Below are 25,891 nucleotides of genomic sequence, written 5' to 3' on the forward strand. Positions count from 1 at the left end.
AAACAGAAAGCAAACACACTCAATCTAACACTTGCGGCGAACTTCGATACTCACTCGGAGTTTGCCCAGTTATCCTTGAAAACTCGCGATTGAAATTGGACTTGGTCTGAAAGCCTGAACTAAGGAAGATATCAGTTATCGCTTCATCACTTTGCATCAGGAGAGTCTTAGCGTGCTCAATTCGATAGGCGTTAATCACCTTTGAAATGTTCTCATTATGAGTTTGGTTAACCGCTGACGATATCTTGCGAGCTGGGATGCCTAGCTTTCGTGCCAAGCGATTGAGAGACAGATCAGGATCCTTAAATAATTGATGCTCCCTCATTAATGCATCGAACTTAACCATGATCTGCGCGGTTTCTTCTGCTTGGTCTTCATCTAGGCTGCTCGCTAGTGTAGTCGATGTGTCGACTTCTTCTGGAGAGCGTTGTGACATGGAAGATAAATCCTGAACCTGCTTGGTTTTTTCTTCGTCAGGCGTGCTCATACTGACCACCATCACAGCGGACACAATGGCGGGAATAAGGACAAGGTAGCTTAGCGATAAAATCAGGTGGGTGTGCTGCGCATCCAACAGCAAGATATCGTAAAAGAGCACACCGTCGACTAAGGCGGAAAATAGTAGCATTACACCTGCAACTCTTTCAGCAGCCAGCACTTTCGATACATCGGTCAGCCGCACTTGTTCCGGCACGCGCAGCGACGACTTCAGCAGCAAGCTACCATACCCGAGATAGAGAAAGATCAGCAATACATCAAGAGTTCCCGCCCAGAGATGCGCATAGAAAAGTGAGCCAACTAAAACAGCAATCGGGCCTAGCCAATGCAAATGTGTACTGGATTGACTTCGATGAGCTCCTGCAAAGCATAACCAAGCCGCCACAGGAACACAGGCACCAAAAATGGGTTGTAAGAAGCGAAACAACGCAATATCAAACGTCCACCGAAGGCCCACTACCGTCACCATCAACGCGCACAGAATGATAAACCAAAATGGCTTTTGACTGGTTTGTGGGTAACGGCATCGAAGCAGCCCACCTGTCATCAATAACAACAGCGCCGCGACAAATGGTAAAGGAATGGCAAGCATCAACAGTCCGTTTAGGTTCGAGAAAAGGTCACTTCCCCTTCAGCACTTCATTAGCGAAGTCACTGAGCGAACCAGTGATATATATTGAATATCAATCTATGGTAAATCATTCCTCTGATAAAAATCTAGCTCGAAACCTTGATGGTGTTAAACCAATGATTTTCATAAAGACTTTTCGGAAGCTGTTAACGTCTTCATACCCAACTAAGTAGCTGATTTGTTCTACTGGTTTGTGAGAACTTTCCAGTAGCTCGCACGCGCTTTGAACACGCACATGTTGAATATAGTTAATCGGAGTCAAGGTCGTCGCTTTAGTAAATTGTCGAATGAAGGTTCTTCGCGTCATGAAGGCTTCTTCCGCCAATTGATCGAGTGTCAAAGGAAGATGGTGATTTTTTTGAATAAAGCGCTGCACAGAGACAATCTTGTCATTCCCATGAGCGTAGTTAGGCACAAAACTTTGGTAGTAGCGCTGCTCTCTCAACCCCGTATCCAACACCAGATACTTACCCAAATTACGTGTATTAGTCGGCGTTGTGTATTTAGTCAGGATAAACAGAGCCAAATCCATCCACGACATCAAACCACCAGCGGTAATGATGTCATCGTCATCGATCAAGATTTTATCGATATCCACTTCGATTCCAGTATGTAGCTCCGAAAACAACTGTTGAGCTTGCCAGTGCGTTGTGACGGTTCGCCCTTCCAACAATCCTGTTTGAGCGAGAATGAACACGCCTGCGCACGCTGAGCACAATATTGAACCCTTTTGATGAGAGTCAATCAGGTAATCTGTTAGCCGATCATCACGGTCTAGGTAGTAACTGCCATCTAGGTTGGGCGGTAATAAAATGATATCGGCTTTAGACTCTTCACCTGAATTAGCCGATGATACCGATAAGTCGCCATAAGGCTTAATCTCAACCTGAAACTGAACCGCTTTATTGCCAGAATCAAGGCTGTTCGCCATCTGAAGGAACTCTTTTACTCCAAACACAGCGCTCTGCAGAGACCCTGGGTAATCGATGATTTCGACCTTCACTGATTTTGTCACTATTGCCATATAGTCTGTCATTTTTGACGTGCGTTAAAAAACACAGGGTAGTCATAATATCCCTACACCGCAACACACTAAATACAAAGGTATAGACTATGAAGAACACAGCCCTACTACTTATCGACTTTCAAAATGACTATTTCCCTTCATACGAAGGTGCAAAATGGCCGCTATCTGAAACAGAAAAAGCAGCCGAAAAAGGTGCACAGTTATTATCAGCTTTCAGAGACAAGCAACTTCCTGTGGTTCATGTACGTCATGAGTTTCCGACGAATGATGCTCCGTTCTTCTTGCCAGAATCAGACGGTGCTCAAATCCACAGCAGCGTGACTCCGCGAGAAGGTGAGCCAGTCATCGTAAAGCATCAAATAAATAGCTTTAGAGATACAGAACTGGACAAAGTATTGAAGGAACAAGGCGTTGAAAGGTTGATCATTGTTGGCGCGATGAGCCACATGTGTATTGACGCAGTGACCCGCGCAGCAACCGATTTAGGCTATGAGTGCCACGTAGCGCATGATGCTTGCACAACCTTAGACATGGAGTTCAATGGCGTTAAGGTTCCAGCAGCGCATGTCCACGCCGCATTCATGGCTGCACTGAGCTTTGGTTATTGCAATGTCGCGACAGCAAACGAGCTTGAGAGCCTGCTTAAATAAAGCTCAAAATCAAAAGCCAGCTTCTGAACAATTCTTGTAGATACAAAAAAGGCGCCGATTACGGCGCCTTCTCATTAAAATCTATTTTTACTAAGCTTGAGCCACTTGGCGTGCTGGGTGTTTGATAAACACAGCAACAACAGCCACGATAGCAAGTGCAAAACAGTAGTACGAGTTAGACACGATCTCTAGTGGCGATAAATTGAATACCGAACCTAGTAGCAATACCTGAGCACCGTATGGCAGCACGCCTTGAATCACACAAGAGAAGATATCCAATAAGCTTGCCGAACGGCGCGGAGATACATCGTTCTCTTCCGCTAATTGGCGAGCCACACTACCTGAAACAATAATCGCTACTGTGTTATTTGCCGTGCACATGTTCACCATAGACACCAAACCAGCAATACCCAGTTCACTTGCGCGGCCATTCGCTTGCTTAGAGTGTGAAGAGCCAAATGCACGAATCATGCTACTGACTAAGTTAGTCAAGAATGCCAGACCGCCTTGGCGACGCATCAGTTCACTCAAACCACCAATCAGCATCGACAATAAGAAAATTTCCTGCATGTTGCCAAAGCCTGCGTAGATGTCTTGCGCGTAATCCGTTAAACCGTAGTTCTCGACTGAACCTAAGCTAACGCCACCCGCCAATAAGATACCGATTGTTAGCACAACGAACACATTCATACCTGATACCGCAAGAATCAGGATAGTGATGTAAGGCAGTACTTTAAGCCACTCAATAGGACCCGTTTCAGGCACTTGAGTTACAGTGCTGTTAAAAGCAAAGATAACAATCGCGATCAGTGCAGCAGGAAGTGCGATACGGATATTTTCTTTGAACTTGTCTCTCATCTCACAGCCTTGCGAGCGTGTTGCAGCAATCGTGGTATCAGAGATGATAGAAAGGTTGTCACCAAACATTGCGCCACTTAAAACAACACCCGCTGTCAGTGGAATGCTCATGCCAGCAGAATCCGCAATGCCCAGTGCAACAGGCGCTACCGCCGCGATGGTGCCCATCGAAGTACCCATTGCTGTTGCGATGAAAGCAGAAATTAGGAAGATACCCGGTAGTATCATGCTCGTCGGGATCGCCGATAACCCAAGGTTTACCGTCGCATCCACACCACCAGAAGCTTTAGCAACGGCTGCAAAAGCACCTGCCAATAGGTAGATCATACACATTGCGATAATGTCTTTGTGACCTACTCCACTCAAGAACTGTTCGATAGCACGGTTCAATTTATCTTTGCTCAACAACAGCGCCAACATCACAGCAGGTAAAGCCGCAATCGGAGCTGGAAGCTGATAGAAAGCAAAATCGACACCTTGCAACGACAGGTACGTACCTACGCCAATAAACAGCGCTAGGAACACGATCAGAGGGATAAGCGCCACTGCCGAAGGAGCAATAACCGCATTAGAATTTTTTGAATTGGACATGGAACGACAACACTATAGAACAGGAAGGAGAGCAGACTAATGTCACACTTAGGACTTGTCAACGTCTAGACGTCTAAACGCCCAATATAATGCAAAGTAATACGAACTCTATTGAACATCACATAATAGAAAGGCTATTTACTCACCAGTAAATAGCCTTTCGAGAACCAATCACCTGTGCGAAAAGCAGGGTTGTAGAGAACAGCTTTCTTAATCAATAGAGCTTGTAAATAACTTAGCGCTTTTGAGTGAAAGTCACTTGGTACTCTCCGATACCATCATAAGCAACGGTTGTTAGCTCGTCGAAGCCAACCTCAACCACACCACAGTAAGACCCTGTAATGATCGCCTCGCCCGCTTCAAAACTGACTCCACGCTTGGTCATGGTATCGATCAACCAGTAAACGGGATTTTGAGCTAATGCGTTAGGGTGAGTACCAGAAAATGCCTGAACTTTTCCAGCTTGAGTTATAGCCACTTCGACCTTGGCAGCAGCAAACGCTTTATCTTTCTCTATTTCAGGACCAAGAAACAGACCTTGGTTTGCCAAGCAATCGGCTAAAACTTCGTAAAACTCTGCACCACTGTCATCAGCAAAGCGAGATTGAATTAACTCAAGTGCCATATGGCAAGAGCCAATGGCATCATTGATTTGTGCTTCGCTGTAACCATTTGAGTTCGCAGGCAAAGACTTAGTCAGTACAAAAGCGATTTCTGGTTCTACTCGGGCTACCTCTTTACCTGGCACTGAGCCTGTATCTGCGAACAGTTCACAAACTTCACCTTGCTGAACGTTGTCAGCGAAAATAGGCGCTACAATAAATTTGTTTTCTGCCAGAGGTAACAGACACTTCCAGCCCCCCACTCTATCTGCGCGAATTTCAATCATGGATTCTTGAATGGCTAACGCATCATCTAAACTGGTTGGGCGATATTGTTCGATTAATCTTGGCGCTTTAATTCCCGCTGTGCGACGGCTTAACAACTCTTTAGCCGCCTGCTCAAATACACTTGTCATAATATACCGTTTAATTTAGAACGATTAGAAATAGGCTCGGGCAATGGCATCACTCATGCGATGGTTGCACCATAAAGTGTTCAAAGGCCTATTGTCACATGTCCCGCAAGTGAACACATACCGCTAAGTCAATATATTAAAAGAAAAGCCAGTACCTGATGATCAGTTTGCTGGCTTTTTGAATATGTCATTGCCGGACAAGCGCTACGCGCCTTTCAGCGTCTTCTTAAGATTTTGCATGAAGTTTCTGAAGTGAGGCATGAAATCTACAAACAGAGGGTGCTTTCTATCTTGCATCATCAACGGTCCCAGCAAGCGAATACTTACACCTAGTCTCGTTGCGGATTGCTCATCTAAGCCACTGTCCTGCTTGAGCTTATCTACAATCGCGAACATGTTTTCTCGATCTTCAATTTCAAACTGCATGGTTTGCAGTTCACGATCTTCCTTGATGTTCACTTCTTCGATAGTGATACGGTAGTGATTGTGTTTGCCTGTGATTGTTTGCATCGTCATTACTGTCTCCTAACTTGAATTCACGAACAATTAAGTTGATAATATCAACTATAAATACAATGGTTGATAGTGTCAACTATATTCTAAGGATCGTTTATGTCTGATAACACATCGTTAGAGTCTATCTTTCGTTTAGTACACTCTTTGAAACGTCAAATGAGTGAACAGATTGAGAGCTTGGATTCTGAGATCGCACCCATGAACATTCGTGTCATGAAGATCATTACTAAGAAATCTCCATGTACGGCTATCGATATCGCGCACTACTTAAACCGCGATAAAGCGCAGGTCACGAGATTAGTTAATGCATTGATCAATCAAGAGCTTGTGAAAAAGTCTCCAAATCCAGAAGACAAGCGCAGCCAGTTATTGATTCTGACCGATAAGGGTCAAGAGGTCATGAGTAAGGTTTCGGATCTAGACCGAGACATGTTGAAGAGAATGACCAAAGGCATGGCCGAAGATGAGTTAGAGCAATTCAGGAAAATTGCAAAGAAAATGGCGCAGAACTTAGAGAGCTGATCTTAAAAATAAAACGAAAAAACGCCACCGAATCGAATAATCGGTGGCGTTTTTTGTAGAATTTGGTTTTACCTAGATATAAGCATGCCAAAATCGACTTTGAAAACGCTTTATCCTACTCGGTAAGCATTAATCAGCAGACCATACATTCTTGAAATCTGGCCATCCCCAGTTAGTGATGGCCACGTTTTTCAGAATCCCTTGGAAACGAACGGTCTGCAAGTGATGAAACATAGGCACTAACCAATAATCTGAGATCAGAGTAGACGCGATCGGTTCTAACTCTGCCAAGTAATTAGGCAGTTCAACGGATGCTTTATGACTATCCAAACGCTGCTTGAGCCAATCACTGTTCATCTCTCCTAAAGCAGAATGCAAAACAGGATCGTTCATCATCCAAGAGAACAGCGAAGACGGGGCATTATCATCGAGATTCAAGTTACACAGCACCAAGTCCTCCTTTAACTCGCCACTCTGAGAGAGCTCCGCCAACTCTCGAAAACTGTAGGTGTTCACCTCAACTTCCACACCATATCGTTTGAGTATGTCGGATACGCAAACCGCACATCGATACAACGCATAATAGTCATAAACCGCAATACTCATCTTTTGTGGCAGTTGTGCATCTTTCGAAGGCGTTCGATACAATTTCTTCCAACTTGGCAGTATATTTTGAGCTAAAGAGACACTAAACAGACCCTTGTTATGTTCCAACTGAGACAAGATCGCTTGTGGGTTGGTCAGTTCTGAAAGGTATTTGCGCTGCTCATTATTTAGTAAACTGGCCGCTGAGTTCTGATTGAATAGGATAAACAGACACCCATCCTCGACTCGGCTACGAAGGCCGTCTGTATCTGCAGAAACAAGTTCCGCATCGCTTTTCCCTAACTGATGGAAGCAAGATGAATCTTCATAAGGCGATACCTGCATTTGGCTGCCATCGAAGCGAGCAGTGCCCGTCATTGATTCCTCAAACTGCCAGATGGTCACCTCATCGGTTAAAGAGCGGCAACCATAATAATGTTCAAATGCGGCGAGTTTGATACGTTCATTATTGGTCTCAACCACTTTGAAGGGCCCTGTTCCAATAACAGCATGAGATACCGAATTTAATGGCGATGGCTCACGGGTCACTTGGGCAGCAGGTTGAATTGAATACTTAACGCCAGCAAGCAAACCAGCAAAGCCGGTATCTGCCTTGGTGAGTTGGAAGCTGACCCTCAATGGTTGTTCACTGTAAACCGAAGCGACATGGGCGAGCTCTGTCTGATAGAAAGGTAAAGTTTGCAACGCAGAAAACATCGAAACTAATTGCTTAGCATCCACAAGCTGCCCGTCATGGAAAGTAAGTCCCGGGCGCAGATAGAAAGTCCAAACTAGCTTTTCAGCATCATATTGCCAATGATGTGCCAGCTCAGGCTTCAGCTCGCCTTTGCCATTGCAAGTCACTAAACAACTGAACACTTGCCTGATCAAAAATCGTTCACTACTGCGGTGAATATGATGCGGGAACAGATCTTCGAACTTACGTTTGTAGGTTAATTGGACGTGCAGTAACCCTTCGCGCATCGTCGCACCGGATGTTTCTTGGAGAAGAGAGCCAAACACTGAGCGGTCATTATCCAAAATAGAGAGTGCTTTTTCGTACTTGCCCTGCTCTATCAGCTTGCTGGCAACATGTTGCGTCAATTGTTGATTACTAAAGCGCAATGTCAGGTTAGAACGTTGATTCCTTCCGACTTTTGGCTCCCACACCACCCATTCAGCTTGATGCATCTTGCCGAGTAAGGTTCGTGCATGACGCAAACTGGTAAACAGCTTGTCTGCGACCTCAGTTAAAGTCACCGAGTGTGAGATGTTAGGCTCAAATAAATCCAGCCGAGTGTAGTAACGCATCATGTTTAGATCAGACAAATAATGAACCTTTTAGAAACAATCCTTCCTCATAAAGCCGATTATAAAACACATTTGTCTTTAAGTGACGATAAAAGACAAAAACAGGAACAATCATCTAAAAAATCATCTGTTTATTACTTCCTATTAAATAACCATAATTAATGGGTCAGCAAGGAACTTTGAGTTCCTACCAAAGCCCAAGACAAGAGAAGTAATCATCATGAGAAAATACTATCTTAATAAGCTAAAAAGCACCTGTAGCAAGCTCGAAAGAGAAGCACTACGAACACTTATAGAGCTATGTAACTGGCGTTATTAGTACACTTTTAAGCACCGAGTTAACGCGAGTTGAGTACAACCTAATATGCTCCTACCCCCGATATGAGTTAGGTCTCAACTCGCTTTTCCATTCCAAATCCCCTCTCAACCCAGCTGTACCAATCGCTCACGCATTCGATAAATTTCTATTATCGACTCGACAAATTTAATTCGTTTTCTTAGTTAAACGAAAAGCCTTAAGGTTCGCCCCGAAGCAAGCAAAGAGCCTCAGAAAAACTGAAAGCTCAGCTAACAACTAATTTATTTGCAGTTACCAATCAGGTATTAACTAAGGAAACGCCATGCGTATCGCAATTCTTTCTCGCAACGAAAACCTATACTCTACTTCTCGCTTAAAAGCGGCTGGAGAGGCACGTGGTCACCAGGTCGATGTTATCGACACGCTGCACTGTGATATAGATATCGCGAGTAACAATCCGAAGATTCGCTACATGGGTGAAGAGCTACCTCAATACGATGCTGTTATTCCACGTATTGGCGCTTCCATTACCTTTTACGGAACTGCGGTTGTTCGCCAATTCGAAATGATGGGCACTTTTTGTATCAATGAGTCAGTAGCAATCAGTCGTTCTCGCGACAAACTGCGCTCACTACAACTGTTGTCTCGTAAAGGTATTGGCTTACCAAAAACAGGTTTCGCTAGCCGCCCAGACAAGATTCAAGACTTGATCAAAAACGTTGGTGGCGCACCACTGGTTATCAAGCTTCTTGAAGGTACTCAAGGTATCGGCGTGGTTTTAGCTGAAACAAATAAAGCAGCAGAAAGCGTTATCGAAGCATTCATGGGCCTAAAAGCGAACATCTTGGTTCAAGAGTTCATTGAAGAAGCAAATGGCGCAGACATCCGTTGTTTTGTTGTTGGTAACAAAGTAATCGCGGCAATGAAGCGTCAAGCTGGTGAGGGTGAATTCCGCTCTAACCTGCACCGTGGCGGTACAGCTCAACTGGTTAAACTAACCAAAGAAGAGCGCGCTACAGCAATCAATGCTGCGAAAATCATGGGTTTAAACCTATGTGGTGTTGATATTCTACAATCTAAGAATGGCCCTGTTGTAATGGAAGTTAACTCTTCTCCTGGCCTAGAAGGTATTGAGAAAGCGACTGGTAAAGATGTAGCAGACATGATTTTCGAATTCATCGAAAAAAATGCAAAACCAAACGCTAACCGTACTCGTGGCAAAGGCTGATTTAACGCCGTTAACTCATGATTGGAAATAACATGAACAATAAAATGATCATAGGGAATACTGAAGCACTTTGCTTACCAGAGTTAGGGATAACTGGACTACATACACGTGTTGATACAGGAGCTAAAACCTCTTCTCTACACGTAGACAATCTACTATGTGTAAAAACAGACGGTGAGAACTTCGTTGAATTCGATCTTCACCCAGACGTTTACCACCTAGAAGAGACAGTGCGCTGCAAGGCGAAACTGAAAACAAGCAAGAAAATCAAATCATCTAACGGCGAAGTTGAACACCGTTGTGTGATTGAAACCATGCTAAAAATCGGCGGTCAGGAATGGCCTATCGATATCACGCTAAGCAACCGTCAAGATATGACTTATATGATGTTGCTTGGTCGTCAAGGCATGAGTGACAAAGTGATTGTTGACCCAGCGGGTGAATTCCTGCTGACTCACTAATCAGAGTCATCGTAACCGCTCCACAGGTTATAACTAAAGCTAGTCACAACGATATAAGGCCAGTCTCATGACTGGCCTTATTGCGTTCTATTCTTTAATTTCTAGTTTCTGCTTTTTACTTTGGCTTATCTATTTCTTGGATTTACCATGAGACTGCAAACCAAAACGCCAAATCGATAACAGCAGTTTCTTAGCTTTGATTTTGGTTACCCGCCAATGCGTCACAGGTCTTCTTGGGGCGCTCATCAATAAGTGTTCAAAGGCTGTCTCACTAAAATCGACTTGTCCTCCATGCGCCACTAGCAAAGTATCCAGCTGCATGTCATAGATACGAGATACTGACTCTCGGTACTTGTTAGGGTGAAAGATAGGGAAAGGCGGAATCAGCTTCTTCTTAACCTCGACCATTAAATCAGCCACATAAGCAACGCTATGTGATGGGCAATAGACAGAAAGATCTCTGTCGGTATGACCCGGCGTTTCTAGAACCAACCAATCATCAAACCCCGGAATACTATCCCCATCCGACAGCTTATAGTCCGGTTTCAACTTTCTTGAATACCACAAGTTCGCTTTGGCTCTTCCTAAACGGTTCGCCATCCATCTTGCTAAGGCTAGATCAGTCAAGTGCATCAAAATACCATCAATGCCGTGATACCAATCTTTGTCTCGGTTTGCTGCCACCAAATAACAATTAGTCAGTTTTCTGAGTGCATGCGCAGCGCCTGCATGGTCTGGGTGCATATGCGTCACCACCACCGTGTGTAGATCAGAAAAATCACGCATAAGCTCAGTTTCAATGAAAGTCTTCAAATGCGGGATGTCGGCTCGACATGCACCATCGAGCAACAGTAATTTGTCAGGATACTCCACCAAGTACATATCTTGGATGTAGCCTTTAATGGTATGCAGCTGCAAACCCACTCCTTGCGATAAACCAACTGGTCAGACCTACACCATAGCAAACTTACAGCCAATTGTGATCATTTTGTTAAAAGTAACAATCTCAAACAAGATAGAGAGCTCCAATCAAGATTTCTATTGGTATCCACAACGTTACTAAAATCCAATTCAACTCAGAACAATGGAAGCACATTCCGAAAATACTCATCTATTTCATCCGGTAGTTTTCACCATTATCGAATGCCGCATTGCCGTAAACCTTGCTCTATAAACCTTACGATTCAAGCTGCCAACACCATTTATCGTGACGACAAAACATGTGATTTGTTGCCCTGAGTTATTCGGACTATATATGCGCCTCTAATTTATTGTCTGAGTGCTATACATGAACCAACTAATCGATGCTCTTTCTACCCAAGGTTACTTTGTTTGGGATGACTTCTTAACGCATGAAGAAGTGGTGGCATTAAGGGATTGCATTCCAGAGAACTGGAAAAAGGCTAGGATTGGCCGTAACGATGAAGTAACACGAGAGTCGACCATTCGTAGTGACAAAATTCAGTGGGTACGCCGCGACATGGGCGAGCCAGCTTCTCTGTTCCTAGACAAGATGGAACAAATTCGTTTAGCGGCAAACCAAGCGTTCTTTTTGGGTCTGTTCGAGTACGAAGCGCACTTTGCTAAATACGAAAAAGGTGATTTCTACCAAAAGCACTTAGACTGCTTCAAAGGCAATGAGAACCGCCGTCTGACTACCGTGTTCTACATGAATGACGAGTGGACAGAAGAAGACGCAGGTGAGCTTGTGGTTTACGATCTGAAAGACAACCATATCGCGACCATTCCACCAAAGTCAGGTCGTCTATTTGTGTTCTTGTCTGAACAGTTCCCACACGAGGTACTGCCGACAAACACAGAGCGATTCAGTATCGCAGGTTGGTTCCGTATTAACGGCGTGAAAGACAACCAACTCGATATCGCACACTAAATATTGGTCTTTAACACCGGAACTTTAAAACCTCTCGATTGAGAGGTTTTTCATTAATGTGGACAACGAAAACAGTGCCACTAGAGCACACCTTCAATTTGCAGAGTAACCTCTAGACAAATCAATATAACGATTAATCTAGCGTAAAAGAGAAAAGTGATATTTAATAACTATTTACGATGCGCATTCAAGAAGGATTAATTATGTCGTCTATCATCGTAGGTCATCGAGGTGTAGCAGGCACTCACCCAGAAAACACCAAAGCAAGCATTGAACAAGCCGCTAAACTCGGCTTGAAATGGATTGAAGTAGATATTCAACCGACTCAGGATGATCAACTTGTGGTTTGTCACGACCACACCCTTGAGCGCTGCAGCGATGGCAAGGGTCGTGTCGACGAGCATACTCTTGCAGAGCTGCGTCAGCTTGATTTTGGAAGTTGGAAATCTGAACAGTTCGCGGGAGAAAAAATACTAACGCTAGAAGAGTTACTTGCACTTGTTGAGCAACATGATCTCAGCGTCAACCTCGAAATCAAAGTCGACAGCCGACATCAAGCTCCTCATGTCGTTGATTTACTGCACGAAGAGTTGATTCGCTCAAATTTGGACACCGATAAAGTCTTACTATCGAGCTTCAGCCATCAAGTGGTTGCTGAAATGGCTCGCCACTTACCGAGATACCGCGTCGGTGTGATCACAGAGCAACTGACTCAAGCTGATCTTATGCTCATTAATGAGGTTAAAGCATTCAGTTGCCACATGAACTATGAGCATGTAAATCAGAGCGATCTCAATACGCTCAGTGAAGCAAACATTCAAACATGGTGCTACACCGTCAACGATCCATCTCACTTCAAACTCATCTCAGAAGTCGATGCCGTATTCACTGATTTTCCGAATCAATTTAGCGCTATAAATTGAGCACGCGAATACTGCAAAAACAGCCTCGAGAGACTTTAAAATTAACTCTCGGGAAACCTTAAAATTAGGTAGCAAACACAAGTGAGTAGGAGTACATTCCGCTACTCACTTGGTTTCATTAGCTCGCTCTATTTAGACAGCTTCATTGGTTACTTAATTTATGGATCTCATTTTTAGTCCAATCTTCCCAATTTTGGGGGCAATCTTCATTTTCGCCGCTATTGTTCGTGGCTTCTCAGGTTTCGGTTTCACTTTAGTGGCATTGCCGTTGAGTGCGTTATTCGTGCCCGTTATCGAACTGGTTCCTGTTTTCATGCTTATCGACCTATTGGGCAATATCCAATTGCTACCGAAGGTTCGAAAACACGTCAATTGGCGCTGGGTTTCAAAGGTGTTTATCCCTTGTCTAGCCTTCACTCCGGTCGGCTTACTTCTGCTCAAGTCTGTTAGCCAAGATACAATAATTTTGATCATTAGTGCCTTCATTTTTGCGTCTGCACTTATGATCTACAAAGGGTTCCAGTACAAAAGTGAACCTAGATTTGCTCCCTATATTCTGGGCAGCCTTGCGGGTGTAATGAACGGCGCGGCTTCAATGTCAGGGCCTCCGATTGGCACGCATGCATTGGCAAGCCCAGTCGCACCCCACATTGCCAGAGCAGGCCTGATTGCGTTCTTTGTGTTGGCAGATTCCAGTGCGTTTGTATCGGCATCTATCGCGGGGTTAGTCGACCGTGATGTGGTCTGGCTTACTCTAGCACTCCTACCAAGTAGCATGTTTGGCGGCTATGTCGGTTCTAAACTGTTCGAGAGATTTGGCGGAGCGAAGTTCAAACCAGTCACCATTGCCCTGCTCATCGTGATTGCGATATTCAGTGCAGGTCGAGTCTTGCTGTAACTGGCTCTAGCGGTGCTGTTCAGGAAAATTGGGTACCGATACCTACCATTCGATATGGATAGGGGTACCCATTTTTACAAGTTGGAGAAATTCATCCATATCTTGATTGGTTAATGCGATACAGCCATCCGTCCAATCAAAGCTTTGAATAAAACTAGGCGAACGACGCTCACCATTTTTGATACCGTGGATCTTGATGTTCCCCCCAGGATCAACATCATTTTGCTCTGCCCATTGCATATCTGAAGGTTGCGGATAGTTAATATGTACTGAGCGATAAAAGTCCGACTCTTCCATCACATAATCGAGCTGGTATGTCCCTTCCGGCGTTCGGTTGTCCCCTTCAAAGCGTTTATGCCCTTTCGGTTGTTTGCCTAGCGCAATACGAAACTCCTGAATCACCTTTTCGCCTTTAAGCAGATACATCCTACGTTTCGATTTATCGACTTTGACCAAGGTGACCACTTGCGACAACGAATCTACCTCAGAATCGATATCCGGTACGTTGTAAAACTGTCGAGAGGAACTTTGAGGCGAACGTTTAGATGAACCTTGAGATAGCTGAGCAACTTGTTCACCAGAATCACTTTTGAGAACATTATCCACTACAATCACATGTTTGGAGTTTGAGCTCACTGAAGAGGTTGAACTAGAGGAAGAAGTCGAGACACGTTGAGAGTGAGCAGATGTCGATTCAAATACGATAGTTTCGATAGCCGTCGCGTCAGATACGATCTTTTCAACGACAACCTTCTCAGCGTATACACTCGAAGTCACAAACAGTAAACACAGTGATAAAGGCAAAAACAGATGCACCGTTAGAGCTCCTCAAAACGCATGGACATGGTTCGTGACTGGGTTTCCATCCCCAACGACTCATAAAAACCCTGAGCTTGCTGATTAAACTCCATCACTTCCAATCGAAGTTCGATCGCGCCACTCGCTTGCGCCCATTGATTGAATGACTTCATTAATGCTCTACCGACACCTTGGCTCTGAGTCTGATCATTCACCACAATCGTATTAACTCTTGCCACCTTGTGAGACTGAATGAAACTGACACCTTTGTTCTGCGTTACCTTCCCCGCTAAAAAGCCGATCACCTGCTGATCATCAACAGCAACAAAGAAAGCACCAACCGGATCAAGCATTAAGCCTAACCAATACTCTTCACTATCGGCCTGGCTCTGTGAAACTGGTGCAAACACCATAGGCGCACCTAGATGATGTTGACGGTTTATCTGCTCAGAGAGCTCCAAGATCGAGCTAATATCAGTTACCTTGGCGGTCCGGATTTGCATATTATTACCTTATTTGAATTCCATAATACCTTAGCAAAAATGGCTTAGTTGTGCACCGTTACACTGATCAACCCAGACGCTCAGTGAAGGCTGATTATTAATATTAGGTACTAAATTTGGGGAAATTGTTCCGTAAATCTCGGGCACATTGCTAGGCGTTGAGTGCTACTATCTCTGCAGAATCAATACGCTAACAACTGGATACCACTATGATTAAGTTTGCTGTAATTGGAACCAATTGGATTACACAAAAGTTTGTTCAAGCTGCTCACGAATCTCAATCGATGCAACTTGCTGCGGTTTACTCTCGAAACCTAGACAGCGCGGTACAGTTCGCTCAAGAATTTGACGTTGAAACAACTTATGATTCACTCGACGCATTGGCAAATGACAAAACTGTTGAAGCCGTGTACATCGCTTCACCAAACTCGCTGCATTGCGAGCAATCTATCTTCATGATGGAAAACGGCAAGCATGTCATCTGTGAGAAGCCTGTCGCATCGAATATTGATGAAGCAACCCGAATGTTTAAGGTTGCTCAGCAAAACGGTGTAGTGTTGTTTGAGGCGTATAAATCTCAATTCCTACCGAACTTTAAGCAAGTTCAACTTGGGTTAGAAAAGATTGGCAAGGTACATAAGGCACACATCAATTACTGCCAATATTCATCGCGCTACCAAAAATACCTAAACGGTGAGAACCCAAACACCTTCAATCCTGCTTTTTCTAACGGCTCATTAGTCGATATTGGCTTCTACTGTGTTGCCGCGACAGTCGCGCTATTTGGCAAACCCAAAAATGCACAGGCTTCTGCAAAGCTACTTGATTCCGGTGTGGATGCGCATGGTTGTGCGATCTTCCAGTATCCTGAGTTTGACGTGACGCTTGCTCACTCCAAAGTCAGCGACTCTTACGCACCAAGCGAGATCCAAGGCGAGCAAGGAGCAATCATCATCGATCACATCGCTGAATGTACTGATGTTAAGATCCGCTACCGTGATGGCAGCATTGAAAACCTCACTCAAGCACAAAGCGAGAACTCAATGAGTTATGAAGCACAAGGCTTTGTAAGCTGCATTGAGGGTGATAAAGAAACTCAAGCTCACGCCCAACAACGCGCTTTAACTGTTGCAAAGTTAATTACAGAGATGCGTCAGCAAGTCGGTGTCGTTTATCCAGCCGATAAATAACATCACTGCTAGGGTAACCAGCTGATTTTTAATAAATACCGATTTATGCATAACTAAATTTAATCTTTACGACAAACAACCGGATTAGTCGATTGGGGTACCATCTGTTTAAATCCGCGTTCGATATCTATCGTATTAATTTAATTTATTGAAGGTGTGTAAAGTGTTTTCAGTTGATGATCGCGTTGTAGCAACAAAAGGTGTTGAGCTAGGTGAAATGGTAGTAATTGGCCTAAGTGCTGGTGGCGGCTACGTTCACGTTACAACAGTAGAAGGCGCAATAATGACGCTTACTTACCCTGCAAAAGACCTTAAAAAAGCATAGTCTAACCGCTCCGCTCTTTTAGTAGTCACTCTGCTAAAGGTAACAAAATTGAGGCCTTGGCTGATTTCACTCTTCTGCATTAGAGTGAACAGCCAGGGCCTTTTTTATACCTACAATCCCTTACCAGCCTCCCATTAGTTTACTCATTGCAGTAAAACTAGCTCCAACAGACAATTGAATGAATCAAAGACTATTTGCATCAAGTACTTGTTGTTTGTTAATGCCTACAGTTTATTGGTGCTTAACGTTTATTGAGACTTAGCGTCTATTGAAGCTTAGTATTTGCAAGACTTTCTGGTACATTAGCATCATCTTATATTTGTAATTACCTGAACTAAAGGAAGCTATGAAGCTTTATATTTACGACCACTGCCCTTTCTGCGCACGAGTAGCCTACATCGCTCAATCTCTAGGCTTAAACATCGAACTTGTTTCTGTGGATTATGATGATGCCCAAACCCTTATCGATTTGATCGGCAAAAAGATGGTGCCTGTGTTACAAAAAGACGACGGTTCTATCATGGCTGAGAGCTTAGATATCATCGCGTACTTCTTGGATTTGAAATCAAGCGATGAGCAGCGTGTGCCATCAGAGCAAGTTACTGTATTCCAAGCTCGCGCATTCCCGCTAACTCAACAGATTGGACGCCCACGCTGGTGTAACCTCGACTTGGCTGAATATCGCTCTCCAGGAGCCAAAGAAGCTTGGCGTGCCAGTAAAGAGACTGAAGGTTTTAACTTTCAAGAGCTCTTAGAAAAGACACCTCAGTTCGTTCAACTGATTAACCCATTACTGAAAGATGCCGAGCTCTTACTGGATCTAGAGAATGGTGAGTCATCACAGCCTCTTATCGACCAAGCAGTGTACTTCTCTATGTTGCGCGGTTTCTGCGTAGAGCCAAGCATCACATGGCCACCAGCGCTAGAACGTTGGTTAGAGAAGCAAAGCGAAACTCTGAAGCTCTCTTTACTTCGCTAGAGCGATTGCAGCTAGCACAAACAAAAAATCGAAGCTCTCAGGTACTGCCCTGCTAGCTTCGATTTTCTTTTAGCTGCCCATTCTTTCGATCTGACTAAGCCTTTTTTTACGCCAAGCTCTTGTTACACCAAGATCTTGTTACTACAACAGGCGCCTTCTCAAACCAGTTCGCTCTAAGATTCGTGTCGAGATCTCTTCAACCGATAATGAAGACGTGTTGATGTAAGGTATCGCTTCTCGGCGGAACATCGCCTCTACCGTTTGTAGCTCATACAAACATTGCGAATCACTCGCGTATTCACTGCCCGCTAAACGGTTCTCACGGATTTCCGTCAGCCTTTCTGCATCAATGGTTAAACCGAACAGCTTGTGTCGGTATATCTCAAACTCAGGCAGTAGCTTCAAGCGCGCTAAATCATCATGGATGAATGGGTAGTTTGCTACGCGTAAGCCAAACTGCATCGCCATGTACAAGCTTGTTGGTGTCTTACCGCTTCGAGATACCCCAAGCAAGATGATGTCGGCTTCTTCTAGCCCTTTGAGCGTGATGCCATCATCGTGTGCGAGTGTGTATTCAATCGCAGCAATACGGTCGAAATACTTAACCGAATCTTTGTTCACACTGCGTGAACGTTGCAGTTTAGGCGCTGGTGCCATCTGAATATCATCCTGAACCTTCTGAACGATACTTTCCAACACGTCATAGCAGTGCGCTGGCGCTTCAAGCAGCTTGGCCTTGATATCTGGAATCACGATTGAGAAGAACACTAATGGTTCGACTCCATTATCACGATACGAAATTTCGATCTCTTTTAATAAATCAGAAAGTTTGTCCTCACTTTCCACAAACGGAAAGGTTTTTTCATTGGCTTTGAAAGGGAATTGACCTAGAACAACATGCCCTAAAGTCTCACATGTTATGGCCGTTCCATCAGAAACATAGAATACATCACGACTTTGGATATCAATTTGCATTTTTTATTTAATATTTAAAATTATTTTGAGTAGGATGGGTACCATAATATATATAACAAAACCCTGCTGACTATTACGTCCCCCACAGCTTTAGAAAATAATTTACATTTTTTTAAACTGATACGTAATCGTTTGCCTTTAAATCCCTACAATGCTTGCTATGTTTCTGGAGAAATAAATGCAAAATAATACCCTATGGTTCAATGGCCTATCCATGGAAGATGTCGACAAAGTCGGCGGTAAGAACGCCTCACTGGGCGAGATGGTTTCTAACCTATCCAATGCTGGTGTTTCTGTACCAAATGGTTTTGCTACCACCTCTTATGCGTTTAACGACTTTCTTGATTACAAGGGTCTTGATGAGCGCATTCACCAACTACTTGATGAACTTGATGTTGAAGACGTTGATGCACTGCGGAAGACAGGTGCAACGATTCGACAATGGGTTCTAGAAGCTCCATTCCCAGAATCACTAGAGCAAGACATCCGTGATAACTACCGCGAGCTAATTGAAGACAACGAAGAATTGTCTGTAGCTGTGCGTTCATCTGCAACCGCAGAAGACCTTCCAGATGCTTCTTTCGCAGGCCAGCAAGAGACCTTCCTTAACGTGAAAGGCATCGATGCGGTACTAGAAGCAACCAAGCATGTTTACGCTTCTCTGTTTAACGACCGCGCTATCTCTTATCGTGTGCACCAAGGCTTTGACCACCGTGGCATTTCATTGTCTGCGGGTATTCAACGCATGGTTCGCTCAGACAAAGCCTCTTCAGGTGTAATGTTCACCCTTGATACTGAGTCTGGCTTCGACCAAGTAGTGTTCATCACTTCTTCTTGGGGCCTAGGTGAAATGGTTGTACAGGGCGCTGTGAACCCAGATGAGTTCTACGTTCATAAGCCAATGCTAGAAGCGGGTCACTACCCTATCGTTAAAAAGACGTTTGGTTCTAAGTTGATCAAAATGATCTACTCAACCAATCAAGAGATCGGCAAGCAAGTTGATATTATCGACACCGACACTCAAGAGCGTAACGAGTTCTCGCTGAACGATGAAGAGATCAAAGAGCTAGCGAAACAAGCGATGATCATCGAGAAGCACTACCAACGTCCAATGGACATTGAGTGGGCGAAAGATGGCATCGACGGCAAGCTTTACATCGTTCAGGCTCGTCCAGAAACAGTATGCTCTCAAAGCGACCAAAACGTCATCGAGCGTTACGAGCTAAACAACAAGGCTGATGTCTTAGTTGAAGGCCGTGCTATCGGTCAACGTATCGGATCAGGTCCTGTTCGCTTGGTTGACTCACTAGACCAAATGTCACTGGTTCAAGAAGGCGATGTACTAGTAACCGACATGACAGACCCAGATTGGGAACCTGTGATGAAGAAAGCGTCTGCGATTGTGACAAACCGTGGCGGCCGTACTTGTCACGCAGCAATCATCGCTCGTGAGCTCGGTATTCCTGCAATCGTTGGCTGTGGTACAGCGACAAGTAACCTAAACGACGGTGACACCGTGACAGTGTCATGTTCTGAAGGTGAAACTGGCTACGTTTACCAAGGCGAGCTCGACTTCGAAATCAAACGTTCTGAAGTTGATGAGCTACCAATGCTGCCAACCAAAGTAATGATGAACGTGGGTAACCCAGATCGCGCCTTCGACTTCGCACAGATACCAAACGAAGGTGTTGGCCTTGCTCGTTTAGAGTTCATCATCAACAAGATGATCGGTATTCACCCGAAAGCCCTATTAAACTTCGATGCACAAACTGACGAGCTAAAAGCGGAAATCAGCGAACGTATTCGTGGGTACAAAGATCCTATCGACTTCTACGTAAGCAAACTGACCGAAGGCATCGCGACTATCGCTTCTGCATTCTGGCCTAAACGTGTGATCGTACGTATGTCTGACTTTAAGTCGAACGAGTACAGCAACCTAGTCGGTGGCAAAACGTTTGAACCGCATGAAGAGAACCCAATGCTGGGCTTCCGTGGCGCATCTCGTTACATCTCACCAGTATTCGAAGACTGTTTCGAGCTAGAAACTCAAGCGATCAAACGCGTTCGCAACGAAATGGGTCTTAAGAACGTTGAAATCATGATTCCATTCGTTCGTACTCCAAGCGAAGCGGCATCAGTTATCGACATTCTGGCTAAGTTCGACCTTCGCCGCGGTGACCAAGGCCTGAAAGTCATCATGATGTGTGAGCTGCCATCCAATGCGATTTTGGCTGATGAGTTCTTGAAGTACTTCGATGGCTTCTCTATTGGTTCGAACGACATGACACAGCTGACACTTGGCCTAGATCGAGATTCAGGTGACGTTGCGCACTTATTCGACGAGCGTAATCCAGCAGTTAAAGCGATGCTGAAAATGGCAATCGATGCAGCAGCTAAAGCAGGTAAGTACGTGGGTATTTGTGGTCAAGGCCCATCTGACCACGACGACCTAGCTGAGTGGTTAATGGAGCAAGGCATCAGCTCTGTTTCGTTGAATCCAGATACGGTTATCGACACGTGGTTGAAGCTTGGTAACGTTGCGAACAAGTAACGCTTAGCGCAAACAAGTAAATACAACGAAAAGTAGACACTACAAAGCCAGTCATTGCGACTGGCTTTTTTGTTCACCGAAAGCCAACAAAGATAACCTGCCTATCATAACAAACATTGGTATCGCGCTGACCTTACGTTATCCTTTACACAATTCTTCACAGCTCGACATTTACCCCTGTGAGTCTATCTTCAAGACCAATAAGATTAATATGAATTCTACTACCGCAACTCCCACGCCTTCACTTGGCCGACAACTCTATACCATGACATGGCCAATGCTGTTTGGGGTACTTTCCCTAATGAGCTTCCAGCTTGTAGACAGTGCTTTTATTGGCCAACTGGGCGTGCTACCGCTGGCTGTTCAAGGCTTCACGCTTCCAATACAGATGATCATCATTGGTATTCAAGTCGGGTTAGGCATTGCGACTACAGCAGTAATTGCTCGTGCAATTGGTGCTAACGAAATACGCTACGCCAAGCAGCTAGGTGGATTGGTGGTTGCGATGGGCAGTGTGAGTGTCGCGCTTTTCTCCGTCATCATCTATCTGCTGCGTGGGCCAATTTTACAGTTGTTGGATGCGCCACCGACGGTATTGCCAATCATTGATTCTTATTGGATCTATTGGCTAGTCAGCTCTTGGACAGGTGCGCTGCTCTACTTCTTCTACAGTGTGTGTCGTGCCAATGGTAATACCATGCTGCCCGGTTCAATGATGATCGCGACCAGTATCATCAACTTGATATTGGACCCGATTTTCATCTTTACTCTCGACATGGGCATCAATGGAGCCGCCATTGCGACCATCTTGGCGTTCGCTGCGGGTATCTTTATCGTTGCTCCTAAGGTGACTAAGAAGCATTGGATGACATTCGATTGGCACGATCTCAACATCGGCAAGAGTGTTCGATCCATTGGTAACATCATGGGGCCTGCGATGATCAGTCAGTTGCTGCCTCCGGTTTCATCAATGTTCGCCACTAAGTTGCTTGCTGGCTATGGCACCGCTGCCGTTGCAGCTTGGGCGCTAGGTTCACGTTTTGAATTCTTCTCGATTGTTGCGGTGCTTGCATTGACCATGTCGATGCCACCAATGGTTGGTCGCATGTTGGGAGAAAAGAACCTGACTGATATTCGCAGCTTGATCAAGATTGCCGCAACCTTTGTGCTTGGCTTTCAAGTCGTTATTGCGCTTGTTACGTGGGTATTCTCAAGTGGATTAGCAGGATTAATGACGAGCGACAGCGAAGTGACCACAATCCTCAACTATCACCTCATGATTGTCCCAATCAGCCTTGGTCCTTTGGGTATTTGCATGCTTATGGTGTCGGTTTCGAACGCCCTAGGTAAGTCTTATACCGCATTAACAATTTCAGCACTGCGTCTGTTCGCTTTCTTCTTGCCTTGCTTATGGATTGGCTCTCATCTGGCTGGAATTGAAGGCCTGTTCTGGGGTGCCATGATAGGTAATGTATTTGCCGGTACGTGTGCATGGTTTATGTACCAACGCGCACTTGGGCAAGTGGAAGCTAAGCTAGCCAAATAGGCAATTCGGGAGCTCATCAACCAAGCAATCTCCAAAGAACATTTAATTCGACATCAAAGCAGGGCGATGACGCTCTGCTTTTTAGATAACCTGCAATCTTAGAGTTCATCTGATGGAAGAACAAAATCGACATATATCGCGAAATTAACGATCCCATACGCTTTGATAGTGTCCAAATCCAAATCATTACTTGAATATATCATCGCTGAGATCCCCATATTACTCAGTGTAATAGCCTTTTTATATTCATTCCCAAGCGAACTGAGGTTATCACCTCGATAAGTCACAGTTCTTATTTTATTCAATTCAATCCAATCAATAATAAGCGGCGTATTTAAATCTATATTTAATGCAACGTTATTGAACCCTAACTTTATTGCTTCATTATATTTTTTCAAACTAAAAACTTCGACAATAGATTTGTCTTTATCAATTATACTTTTTGATAATAGTTCAAGGTTTTCTATTTTGTCCGTAACTAATATAACCTCATTCTCACTTAAAATTTCAATCGCCTCTGAAATATTTAAAGTGTGATAATTATCGTTAATTGTTTTTAACTCAAACTCTTCTGAAGCAATAGGACCATTTTTATTAGAATTTGTCATCAAATGGAAAGAGTTCCAGTCATGAACAGCGACGATCTTTCCATCCGACGATACAAGAAGATCTAGCTCTATCATCTTAAAACCATTTTCTATCGACTTCTCTACAGCCTCTAAGGAGTTTGTATATTTTAAACCATCGATTCCCCCGCCGGCATGTGCAATCAAACTGCCTGAATTAACGATAATATTGGAGATATTATTGTGCGTATTTGGATATGCCTTTACGTTGCCTCTCCATACATCAATGACTACACTCATCGAAGGGCCTATAAAAAAAACTACCCAAAAACATATGAGAACTAGACAAAATATTGATATTAAGACTCTGATTCCTTTAAGTATCATGACATTTTACCTGTTGAGAACTGGGGCTGATGATAATGTATGGTTTACCCTGTCAATATTGAGTTTAAACATGTTATTTATAGCAACTATAATAGCATTTGTCGGTAATAGATTTGTATTTCTTCTTCTCACGGTAATAATGACTTTCGACTTCTACTTAAGGTTAAACTCTCTCAGCTTAGATTTAGGTGTCTTAGGTTCGGTTTTAGAGTCTAATCGAGGTGAAGCACTTGAACATATAAAAATCATTAGCATCATAACACATGTAAAGATTACTATATTTTCCATTCTACTTTTTTTATCATTTAACATTACCTTAGGAAAGGTTGGTAAGTCATTTTCATTAATTATGTTAATATTATTTTCCAGCATATTAATCACAAAATTTTATAGCTTACATGATAATAAAAAGACGACATACCTCAATGAAGAATACTTAAAAACAATCCATCATGAAGTGTGGTTTAGTTTTTTAGGACTAATTACAGTTATTAAACCTATTTCTTTATATTATGAACTATCTCTTATCGAAGGAGGAAAATCAATAATCTCTTCAAAATGGGAGAACGTCCATACAAATAAGATATTAAAGGATATTTATATCGTAAATATCGGTGAATCTGTGATTAAAAATTATTACCCATCGTATAACGAAGAGAATGGAAAGATAAAAGGAGCAGAAATATTTAATGGTGTTATTTCCCCATCCGTTGTTACATATTTTTCAGTTCCTCGAATATTATCAAAGAGCCTAGATGTAAACAGGCATGATAAAGGCTTAAATGTGATAGATCTTGCTAATGATGCTGGAATGAAAACTTATTGGATATCAAATCAAGCTAAGATCGGGCAATACGAGACACAGGTATCCGCAATCGCGAGTAGGGCTCATTACCAATATTATAAAAATACGTCTTATGATAAAGCTGAACCCGATAATATTCTCCTACCAGAAGTGATCAAAGCGATTCGTGAAGAAACTAATAAACCGAAAGTCATTTTCATTCATACCATGGGGTCACACTATGACTTTTGTAAGAGATTTGATGAGGAGATTTCACTAAAACCTTCAGATAACAAATACCTAGAATGCTATTCAAAATCAGTGGCTTATGGCGTGGCTTTTATAGAGAAGCTTAGAGACTTACTCACGATGCATGATAAAACATATAAAATCATTTATTTTTCGGATCATGGCCTAACGTCTGTAAACGTTCCACCGTATCTAATTCACGGTACTGGCTCACATTTTTCTAGGCAGGCAGTAGAAGTACCTTTCATAGCAATGAGTAATGACCCACAAGAAACGAAAATACATTCGGTCAAATACAATCTGAGAGACTTTTCAGACACATTTGCACAATGGATAGGAATATCTTCAGAACAGACAGAGCAAAACAAAAGTATCTTCAATACCAAGTACACAGGAAAAGAGTACGACTCAGTGCTAACAAGTGAGTTTAAGATAAGAAAAATCGACTAAGCGAACAACTGGTACAGAAGGTTCTGAACACCATAAAGTTACTTAGTAAGTAACCTTCTCCGCACATCAAGTTGTCTCTTATTTATCACTATGTAAGCTGATATCAGCTCGATTTTACTTATCCAAGAGCTTCATTAACTTTGTTAGCAAACAGCCTAATGAGATGATTTAGGAAGCTCTGACAGTATCCGCAAGTGAATTAAATGAATGTGTAAATATTTGGCTGATACATAATGATTTGAAGCAGATAATAAAAAAGCCCGCTGATTTCTCAGCGGGCTTTCTAATGGTGGTGGAGGGATAGGGATTTGAACCCTAGAACCGCTATTAACGGTTGCCGGTTTTCAAGACCGGTGCTTTCGACCACTCAGCCATCCCTCCAACAAATTGTTACTAAAATCAGTCTTACTTGTGTGCTGTTTCTAGTTTTGCTTTCAGTATTTCTCTAAACGATAAGTTAACTGAAAACGTAATTTAAAGCCTGGCGATGTCCTACTCTCACATGGGGAAGCCCCACACTACCATCGGCGCTATTGTGTTTCACTTCTGAGTTCGGCATGGAATCAGGTGGGTCCACAATGCTATGGTCGCCAAGCAAATTTTGCTTTTACTTTCAGCTTTTTAAAAAGCTGAAGGCAAAATAATCTGGAAAGCTTATCTAAAAGTTATTTCTCTTCAAACT

General features: G+C 43.5%; 24 protein-coding genes, 1 tRNA gene and 1 rRNA gene. 13 read left to right on the forward strand and 13 right to left on the reverse strand.

Going from position 1 to position 25,891, the window contains the following annotated elements; translation table 11 throughout:
* Positions 1 to 19 precede the first annotated feature (19 nt).
* Together AB8613_RS16695 and AB8613_RS16700 are read right to left on the reverse strand one after the other, a co-directional pair.
* Entirely contained in the window at positions 20 to 1,090 is a 1,071-nt protein-coding gene (locus AB8613_RS16695) for a helix-turn-helix domain-containing protein (RefSeq protein ID WP_372385277.1), read from the reverse strand.
* A 106-nt stretch (positions 1,091 to 1,196) separates the two neighbouring features.
* Positions 1,197 to 2,153, reverse strand: a complete 957-nt coding sequence (locus AB8613_RS16700; protein WP_372385278.1) for a GlxA family transcriptional regulator — start codon at positions 2,151 to 2,153, stop codon at positions 1,197 to 1,199.
* A gap of 89 nt (positions 2,154 to 2,242) precedes the next feature.
* Here AB8613_RS16700 and AB8613_RS16705 point away from each other — a divergent pair, with 89 nt between their 5' ends.
* Positions 2,243 to 2,806: a cysteine hydrolase family protein gene (locus tag AB8613_RS16705; RefSeq protein ID WP_372385279.1), complete on the forward strand. Its 564-nt coding sequence runs from the start codon at positions 2,243 to 2,245 to the stop codon at positions 2,804 to 2,806.
* 90 nt (positions 2,807 to 2,896) lie between these two features.
* On the opposite strand, the gene AB8613_RS16710 is transcribed toward AB8613_RS16705, so the two are convergent.
* The 3 genes from AB8613_RS16710 to AB8613_RS16720 form a co-directional block, all read right to left on the reverse strand.
* Entirely contained in the window at positions 2,897 to 4,255 is a 1,359-nt protein-coding gene (locus AB8613_RS16710) for a Na+/H+ antiporter NhaC family protein (RefSeq protein WP_372385280.1), read from the reverse strand.
* 235 nt (positions 4,256 to 4,490) lie between these two features.
* Positions 4,491 to 5,273 carry a hydratase gene (locus tag AB8613_RS16715; RefSeq protein ID WP_372385281.1) on the reverse strand — a complete coding sequence of 261 codons (783 nt, stop codon included), beginning with the start codon at positions 5,271 to 5,273 and terminating at the stop codon, positions 4,491 to 4,493.
* A gap of 204 nt (positions 5,274 to 5,477) precedes the next feature.
* Positions 5,478 to 5,783 carry a DUF3861 domain-containing protein gene (locus AB8613_RS16720; RefSeq protein WP_146492767.1) on the reverse strand — a complete coding sequence of 102 codons (306 nt, stop codon included), beginning with the start codon at positions 5,781 to 5,783 and terminating at the stop codon, positions 5,478 to 5,480.
* A 102-nt stretch (positions 5,784 to 5,885) separates the two neighbouring features.
* Between AB8613_RS16720 and AB8613_RS16725 the strand changes: the two genes are divergently transcribed.
* Positions 5,886 to 6,311: a MarR family winged helix-turn-helix transcriptional regulator gene (locus AB8613_RS16725; RefSeq protein ID WP_146492711.1), complete on the forward strand. Its 426-nt coding sequence runs from the start codon at positions 5,886 to 5,888 to the stop codon at positions 6,309 to 6,311.
* A gap of 129 nt (positions 6,312 to 6,440) precedes the next feature.
* Here AB8613_RS16725 and AB8613_RS16730 read toward each other — a convergent pair whose 3' ends face one another.
* Positions 6,441 to 8,225: an SgrR family transcriptional regulator gene (locus AB8613_RS16730; RefSeq protein ID WP_372385282.1), complete on the reverse strand. Its 1,785-nt coding sequence runs from the start codon at positions 8,223 to 8,225 to the stop codon at positions 6,441 to 6,443.
* Positions 8,226 to 8,827: 602 nt separating this feature from the next.
* On the opposite strand from AB8613_RS16730, the gene rimK reads away from it, so the two are divergent.
* Both rimK and AB8613_RS16740 read left to right on the forward strand, forming a co-directional pair.
* Complete coding sequence (gene rimK / locus AB8613_RS16735; RefSeq protein ID WP_019824669.1) at positions 8,828 to 9,733, forward strand: 30S ribosomal protein S6--L-glutamate ligase; 906 nt, start codon at positions 8,828 to 8,830, stop codon at positions 9,731 to 9,733.
* Between the two features lie 32 nt (positions 9,734 to 9,765).
* Positions 9,766 to 10,194, forward strand: coding sequence for a RimK/LysX family protein (locus AB8613_RS16740; RefSeq protein WP_017631356.1), 429 nt, complete (start codon positions 9,766 to 9,768; stop codon positions 10,192 to 10,194).
* A 129-nt stretch (positions 10,195 to 10,323) separates the two neighbouring features.
* On the opposite strand, the gene AB8613_RS16745 is transcribed toward AB8613_RS16740, so the two are convergent.
* A complete protein-coding gene (locus AB8613_RS16745; protein WP_146492709.1) occupies positions 10,324 to 11,112 on the reverse strand; it encodes an MBL fold metallo-hydrolase in 789 nt (262 codons plus the stop codon).
* A gap of 370 nt (positions 11,113 to 11,482) precedes the next feature.
* Between AB8613_RS16745 and AB8613_RS16750 the strand changes: the two genes are divergently transcribed.
* From AB8613_RS16750 to AB8613_RS16760, 3 genes are all read left to right on the forward strand, one after another.
* Positions 11,483 to 12,085: a 2OG-Fe(II) oxygenase gene (locus AB8613_RS16750; protein ID WP_108020116.1), complete on the forward strand. Its 603-nt coding sequence runs from the start codon at positions 11,483 to 11,485 to the stop codon at positions 12,083 to 12,085.
* 203 nt (positions 12,086 to 12,288) lie between these two features.
* Positions 12,289 to 13,008, forward strand: a complete 720-nt coding sequence (locus AB8613_RS16755) for a glycerophosphodiester phosphodiesterase family protein (RefSeq protein WP_285955101.1) — start codon at positions 12,289 to 12,291, stop codon at positions 13,006 to 13,008.
* A 160-nt stretch (positions 13,009 to 13,168) separates the two neighbouring features.
* Entirely contained in the window at positions 13,169 to 13,906 is a 738-nt protein-coding gene (locus AB8613_RS16760) for a sulfite exporter TauE/SafE family protein (protein ID WP_060981690.1), read from the forward strand.
* Between the two features lie 42 nt (positions 13,907 to 13,948).
* Here AB8613_RS16760 and AB8613_RS16765 read toward each other — a convergent pair whose 3' ends face one another.
* Positions 13,949 to 14,722 (reverse strand): murein L,D-transpeptidase family protein, encoded by a 774-nt coding sequence (locus AB8613_RS16765; RefSeq protein ID WP_372385283.1) that lies wholly within the window; start codon positions 14,720 to 14,722, stop codon positions 13,949 to 13,951.
* Positions 14,723 to 14,724: 2 nt separating this feature from the next.
* Positions 14,725 to 15,207 (reverse strand): N-acetyltransferase family protein, encoded by a 483-nt coding sequence (locus tag AB8613_RS16770; protein ID WP_372385284.1) that lies wholly within the window; start codon positions 15,205 to 15,207, stop codon positions 14,725 to 14,727.
* Positions 15,208 to 15,416: 209 nt separating this feature from the next.
* Between AB8613_RS16770 and AB8613_RS16775 the strand changes: the two genes are divergently transcribed.
* The 3 genes from AB8613_RS16775 (at position 15,417) to grxB (ending at position 17,701) form a co-directional block, all read left to right on the forward strand.
* Entirely contained in the window at positions 15,417 to 16,397 is a 981-nt protein-coding gene (locus AB8613_RS16775; protein WP_372385285.1) for a Gfo/Idh/MocA family protein, read from the forward strand.
* Between the two features lie 163 nt (positions 16,398 to 16,560).
* The gene (locus AB8613_RS16780; protein ID WP_009846296.1) at positions 16,561 to 16,722 is read left to right on the forward strand and encodes a hypothetical protein; all 162 of its coding nucleotides are present in this window, start codon (positions 16,561 to 16,563) and stop codon (positions 16,720 to 16,722) included.
* A 346-nt stretch (positions 16,723 to 17,068) separates the two neighbouring features.
* Complete coding sequence (gene grxB / locus AB8613_RS16785; protein WP_372385286.1) at positions 17,069 to 17,701, forward strand: glutaredoxin 2; 633 nt, start codon at positions 17,069 to 17,071, stop codon at positions 17,699 to 17,701.
* A 141-nt stretch (positions 17,702 to 17,842) separates the two neighbouring features.
* On the opposite strand, the gene AB8613_RS16790 is transcribed toward grxB, so the two are convergent.
* A complete protein-coding gene (locus tag AB8613_RS16790) occupies positions 17,843 to 18,676 on the reverse strand; it encodes a pyruvate, water dikinase regulatory protein (RefSeq protein ID WP_372385287.1) in 834 nt (277 codons plus the stop codon).
* 178 nt (positions 18,677 to 18,854) lie between these two features.
* On the opposite strand from AB8613_RS16790, the gene ppsA reads away from it, so the two are divergent.
* Positions 18,855 to 21,227, forward strand: coding sequence for a phosphoenolpyruvate synthase (gene ppsA / locus AB8613_RS16795; RefSeq protein WP_372385288.1), 2,373 nt, complete (start codon positions 18,855 to 18,857; stop codon positions 21,225 to 21,227).
* A 211-nt stretch (positions 21,228 to 21,438) separates the two neighbouring features.
* Positions 21,439 to 22,773: an MATE family efflux transporter gene (locus AB8613_RS16800; protein WP_372385289.1), complete on the forward strand. Its 1,335-nt coding sequence runs from the start codon at positions 21,439 to 21,441 to the stop codon at positions 22,771 to 22,773.
* 98 nt (positions 22,774 to 22,871) lie between these two features.
* Here AB8613_RS16800 and AB8613_RS16805 read toward each other — a convergent pair whose 3' ends face one another.
* Entirely contained in the window at positions 22,872 to 23,726 is an 855-nt protein-coding gene (locus AB8613_RS16805; RefSeq protein WP_372385290.1) for a glycerophosphodiester phosphodiesterase family protein, read from the reverse strand.
* On the opposite strand from AB8613_RS16805, the gene AB8613_RS16810 reads away from it, so the two are divergent.
* Positions 23,626 to 25,209: a sulfatase-like hydrolase/transferase gene (locus AB8613_RS16810; protein ID WP_372385291.1), complete on the forward strand. Its 1,584-nt coding sequence runs from the start codon at positions 23,626 to 23,628 to the stop codon at positions 25,207 to 25,209. The genes AB8613_RS16805 and AB8613_RS16810 overlap by 101 nt on opposite strands.
* 290 nt (positions 25,210 to 25,499) lie before the next feature.
* On the opposite strand, the gene AB8613_RS16815 is transcribed toward AB8613_RS16810, so the two are convergent.
* Both AB8613_RS16815 and rrf read right to left on the reverse strand, forming a co-directional pair.
* Positions 25,500 to 25,590, reverse strand: a tRNA-Ser gene (locus tag AB8613_RS16815).
* Between the two features lie 98 nt (positions 25,591 to 25,688).
* Positions 25,689 to 25,804 (reverse strand): 5S ribosomal RNA (gene rrf, locus AB8613_RS16820).
* Positions 25,805 to 25,891: the final 87 nt, after the last annotated feature.

It is taken from the genome of Vibrio sp. BS-M-Sm-2, from assembly GCF_041504345.1.
Lineage (GTDB): Bacteria > Pseudomonadota > Gammaproteobacteria > Enterobacterales > Vibrionaceae > Vibrio > Vibrio satsumensis.

Bases quoted from the DNA above. Each gene is read 5' to 3' on its own strand.
- AB8613_RS16695 (WP_372385277.1), bottom strand. From the start codon at position 1,090: ATGCTTGCCATTCCTTTACCATTTGTCGCGGCGCTGTTGTTATTGATG.
- AB8613_RS16700 (WP_372385278.1), bottom strand. From the start codon at position 2,153: ATGGCAATAGTGACAAAATCAGTGAAGGTCGAAATCATCGATTACCCA.
- AB8613_RS16705 (WP_372385279.1), top strand. From the start codon at position 2,243: ATGAAGAACACAGCCCTACTACTTATCGACTTTCAAAATGACTATTTC.
- AB8613_RS16710 (WP_372385280.1), bottom strand. From the start codon at position 4,255: ATGTCCAATTCAAAAAATTCTAATGCGGTTATTGCTCCTTCGGCAGTG.
- AB8613_RS16715 (WP_372385281.1), bottom strand. From the start codon at position 5,273: ATGACAAGTGTATTTGAGCAGGCGGCTAAAGAGTTGTTAAGCCGTCGC.
- AB8613_RS16720 (WP_146492767.1), bottom strand. From the start codon at position 5,783: ATGCAAACAATCACAGGCAAACACAATCACTACCGTATCACTATCGAA.
- AB8613_RS16725 (WP_146492711.1), top strand. From the start codon at position 5,886: ATGTCTGATAACACATCGTTAGAGTCTATCTTTCGTTTAGTACACTCT.
- rimK (WP_019824669.1), top strand. From the start codon at position 8,828: ATGCGTATCGCAATTCTTTCTCGCAACGAAAACCTATACTCTACTTCT.
- AB8613_RS16740 (WP_017631356.1), top strand. From the start codon at position 9,766: ATGAACAATAAAATGATCATAGGGAATACTGAAGCACTTTGCTTACCA.
- AB8613_RS16750 (WP_108020116.1), top strand. From the start codon at position 11,483: ATGAACCAACTAATCGATGCTCTTTCTACCCAAGGTTACTTTGTTTGG.
- AB8613_RS16755 (WP_285955101.1), top strand. From the start codon at position 12,289: ATGTCGTCTATCATCGTAGGTCATCGAGGTGTAGCAGGCACTCACCCA.
- AB8613_RS16760 (WP_060981690.1), top strand. From the start codon at position 13,169: ATGGATCTCATTTTTAGTCCAATCTTCCCAATTTTGGGGGCAATCTTC.
- AB8613_RS16770 (WP_372385284.1), bottom strand. From the start codon at position 15,207: ATGCAAATCCGGACCGCCAAGGTAACTGATATTAGCTCGATCTTGGAG.
- AB8613_RS16775 (WP_372385285.1), top strand. From the start codon at position 15,417: ATGATTAAGTTTGCTGTAATTGGAACCAATTGGATTACACAAAAGTTT.
- grxB (WP_372385286.1), top strand. From the start codon at position 17,069: ATGAAGCTTTATATTTACGACCACTGCCCTTTCTGCGCACGAGTAGCC.
- AB8613_RS16790 (WP_372385287.1), bottom strand. From the start codon at position 18,676: ATGCAAATTGATATCCAAAGTCGTGATGTATTCTATGTTTCTGATGGA.
- ppsA (WP_372385288.1), top strand. From the start codon at position 18,855: ATGCAAAATAATACCCTATGGTTCAATGGCCTATCCATGGAAGATGTC.
- AB8613_RS16800 (WP_372385289.1), top strand. From the start codon at position 21,439: ATGAATTCTACTACCGCAACTCCCACGCCTTCACTTGGCCGACAACTC.
- AB8613_RS16810 (WP_372385291.1), top strand. From the start codon at position 23,626: ATGACTACACTCATCGAAGGGCCTATAAAAAAAACTACCCAAAAACAT.
- AB8613_RS16805 (WP_372385290.1), bottom strand. From the start codon at position 23,726: ATGATACTTAAAGGAATCAGAGTCTTAATATCAATATTTTGTCTAGTT.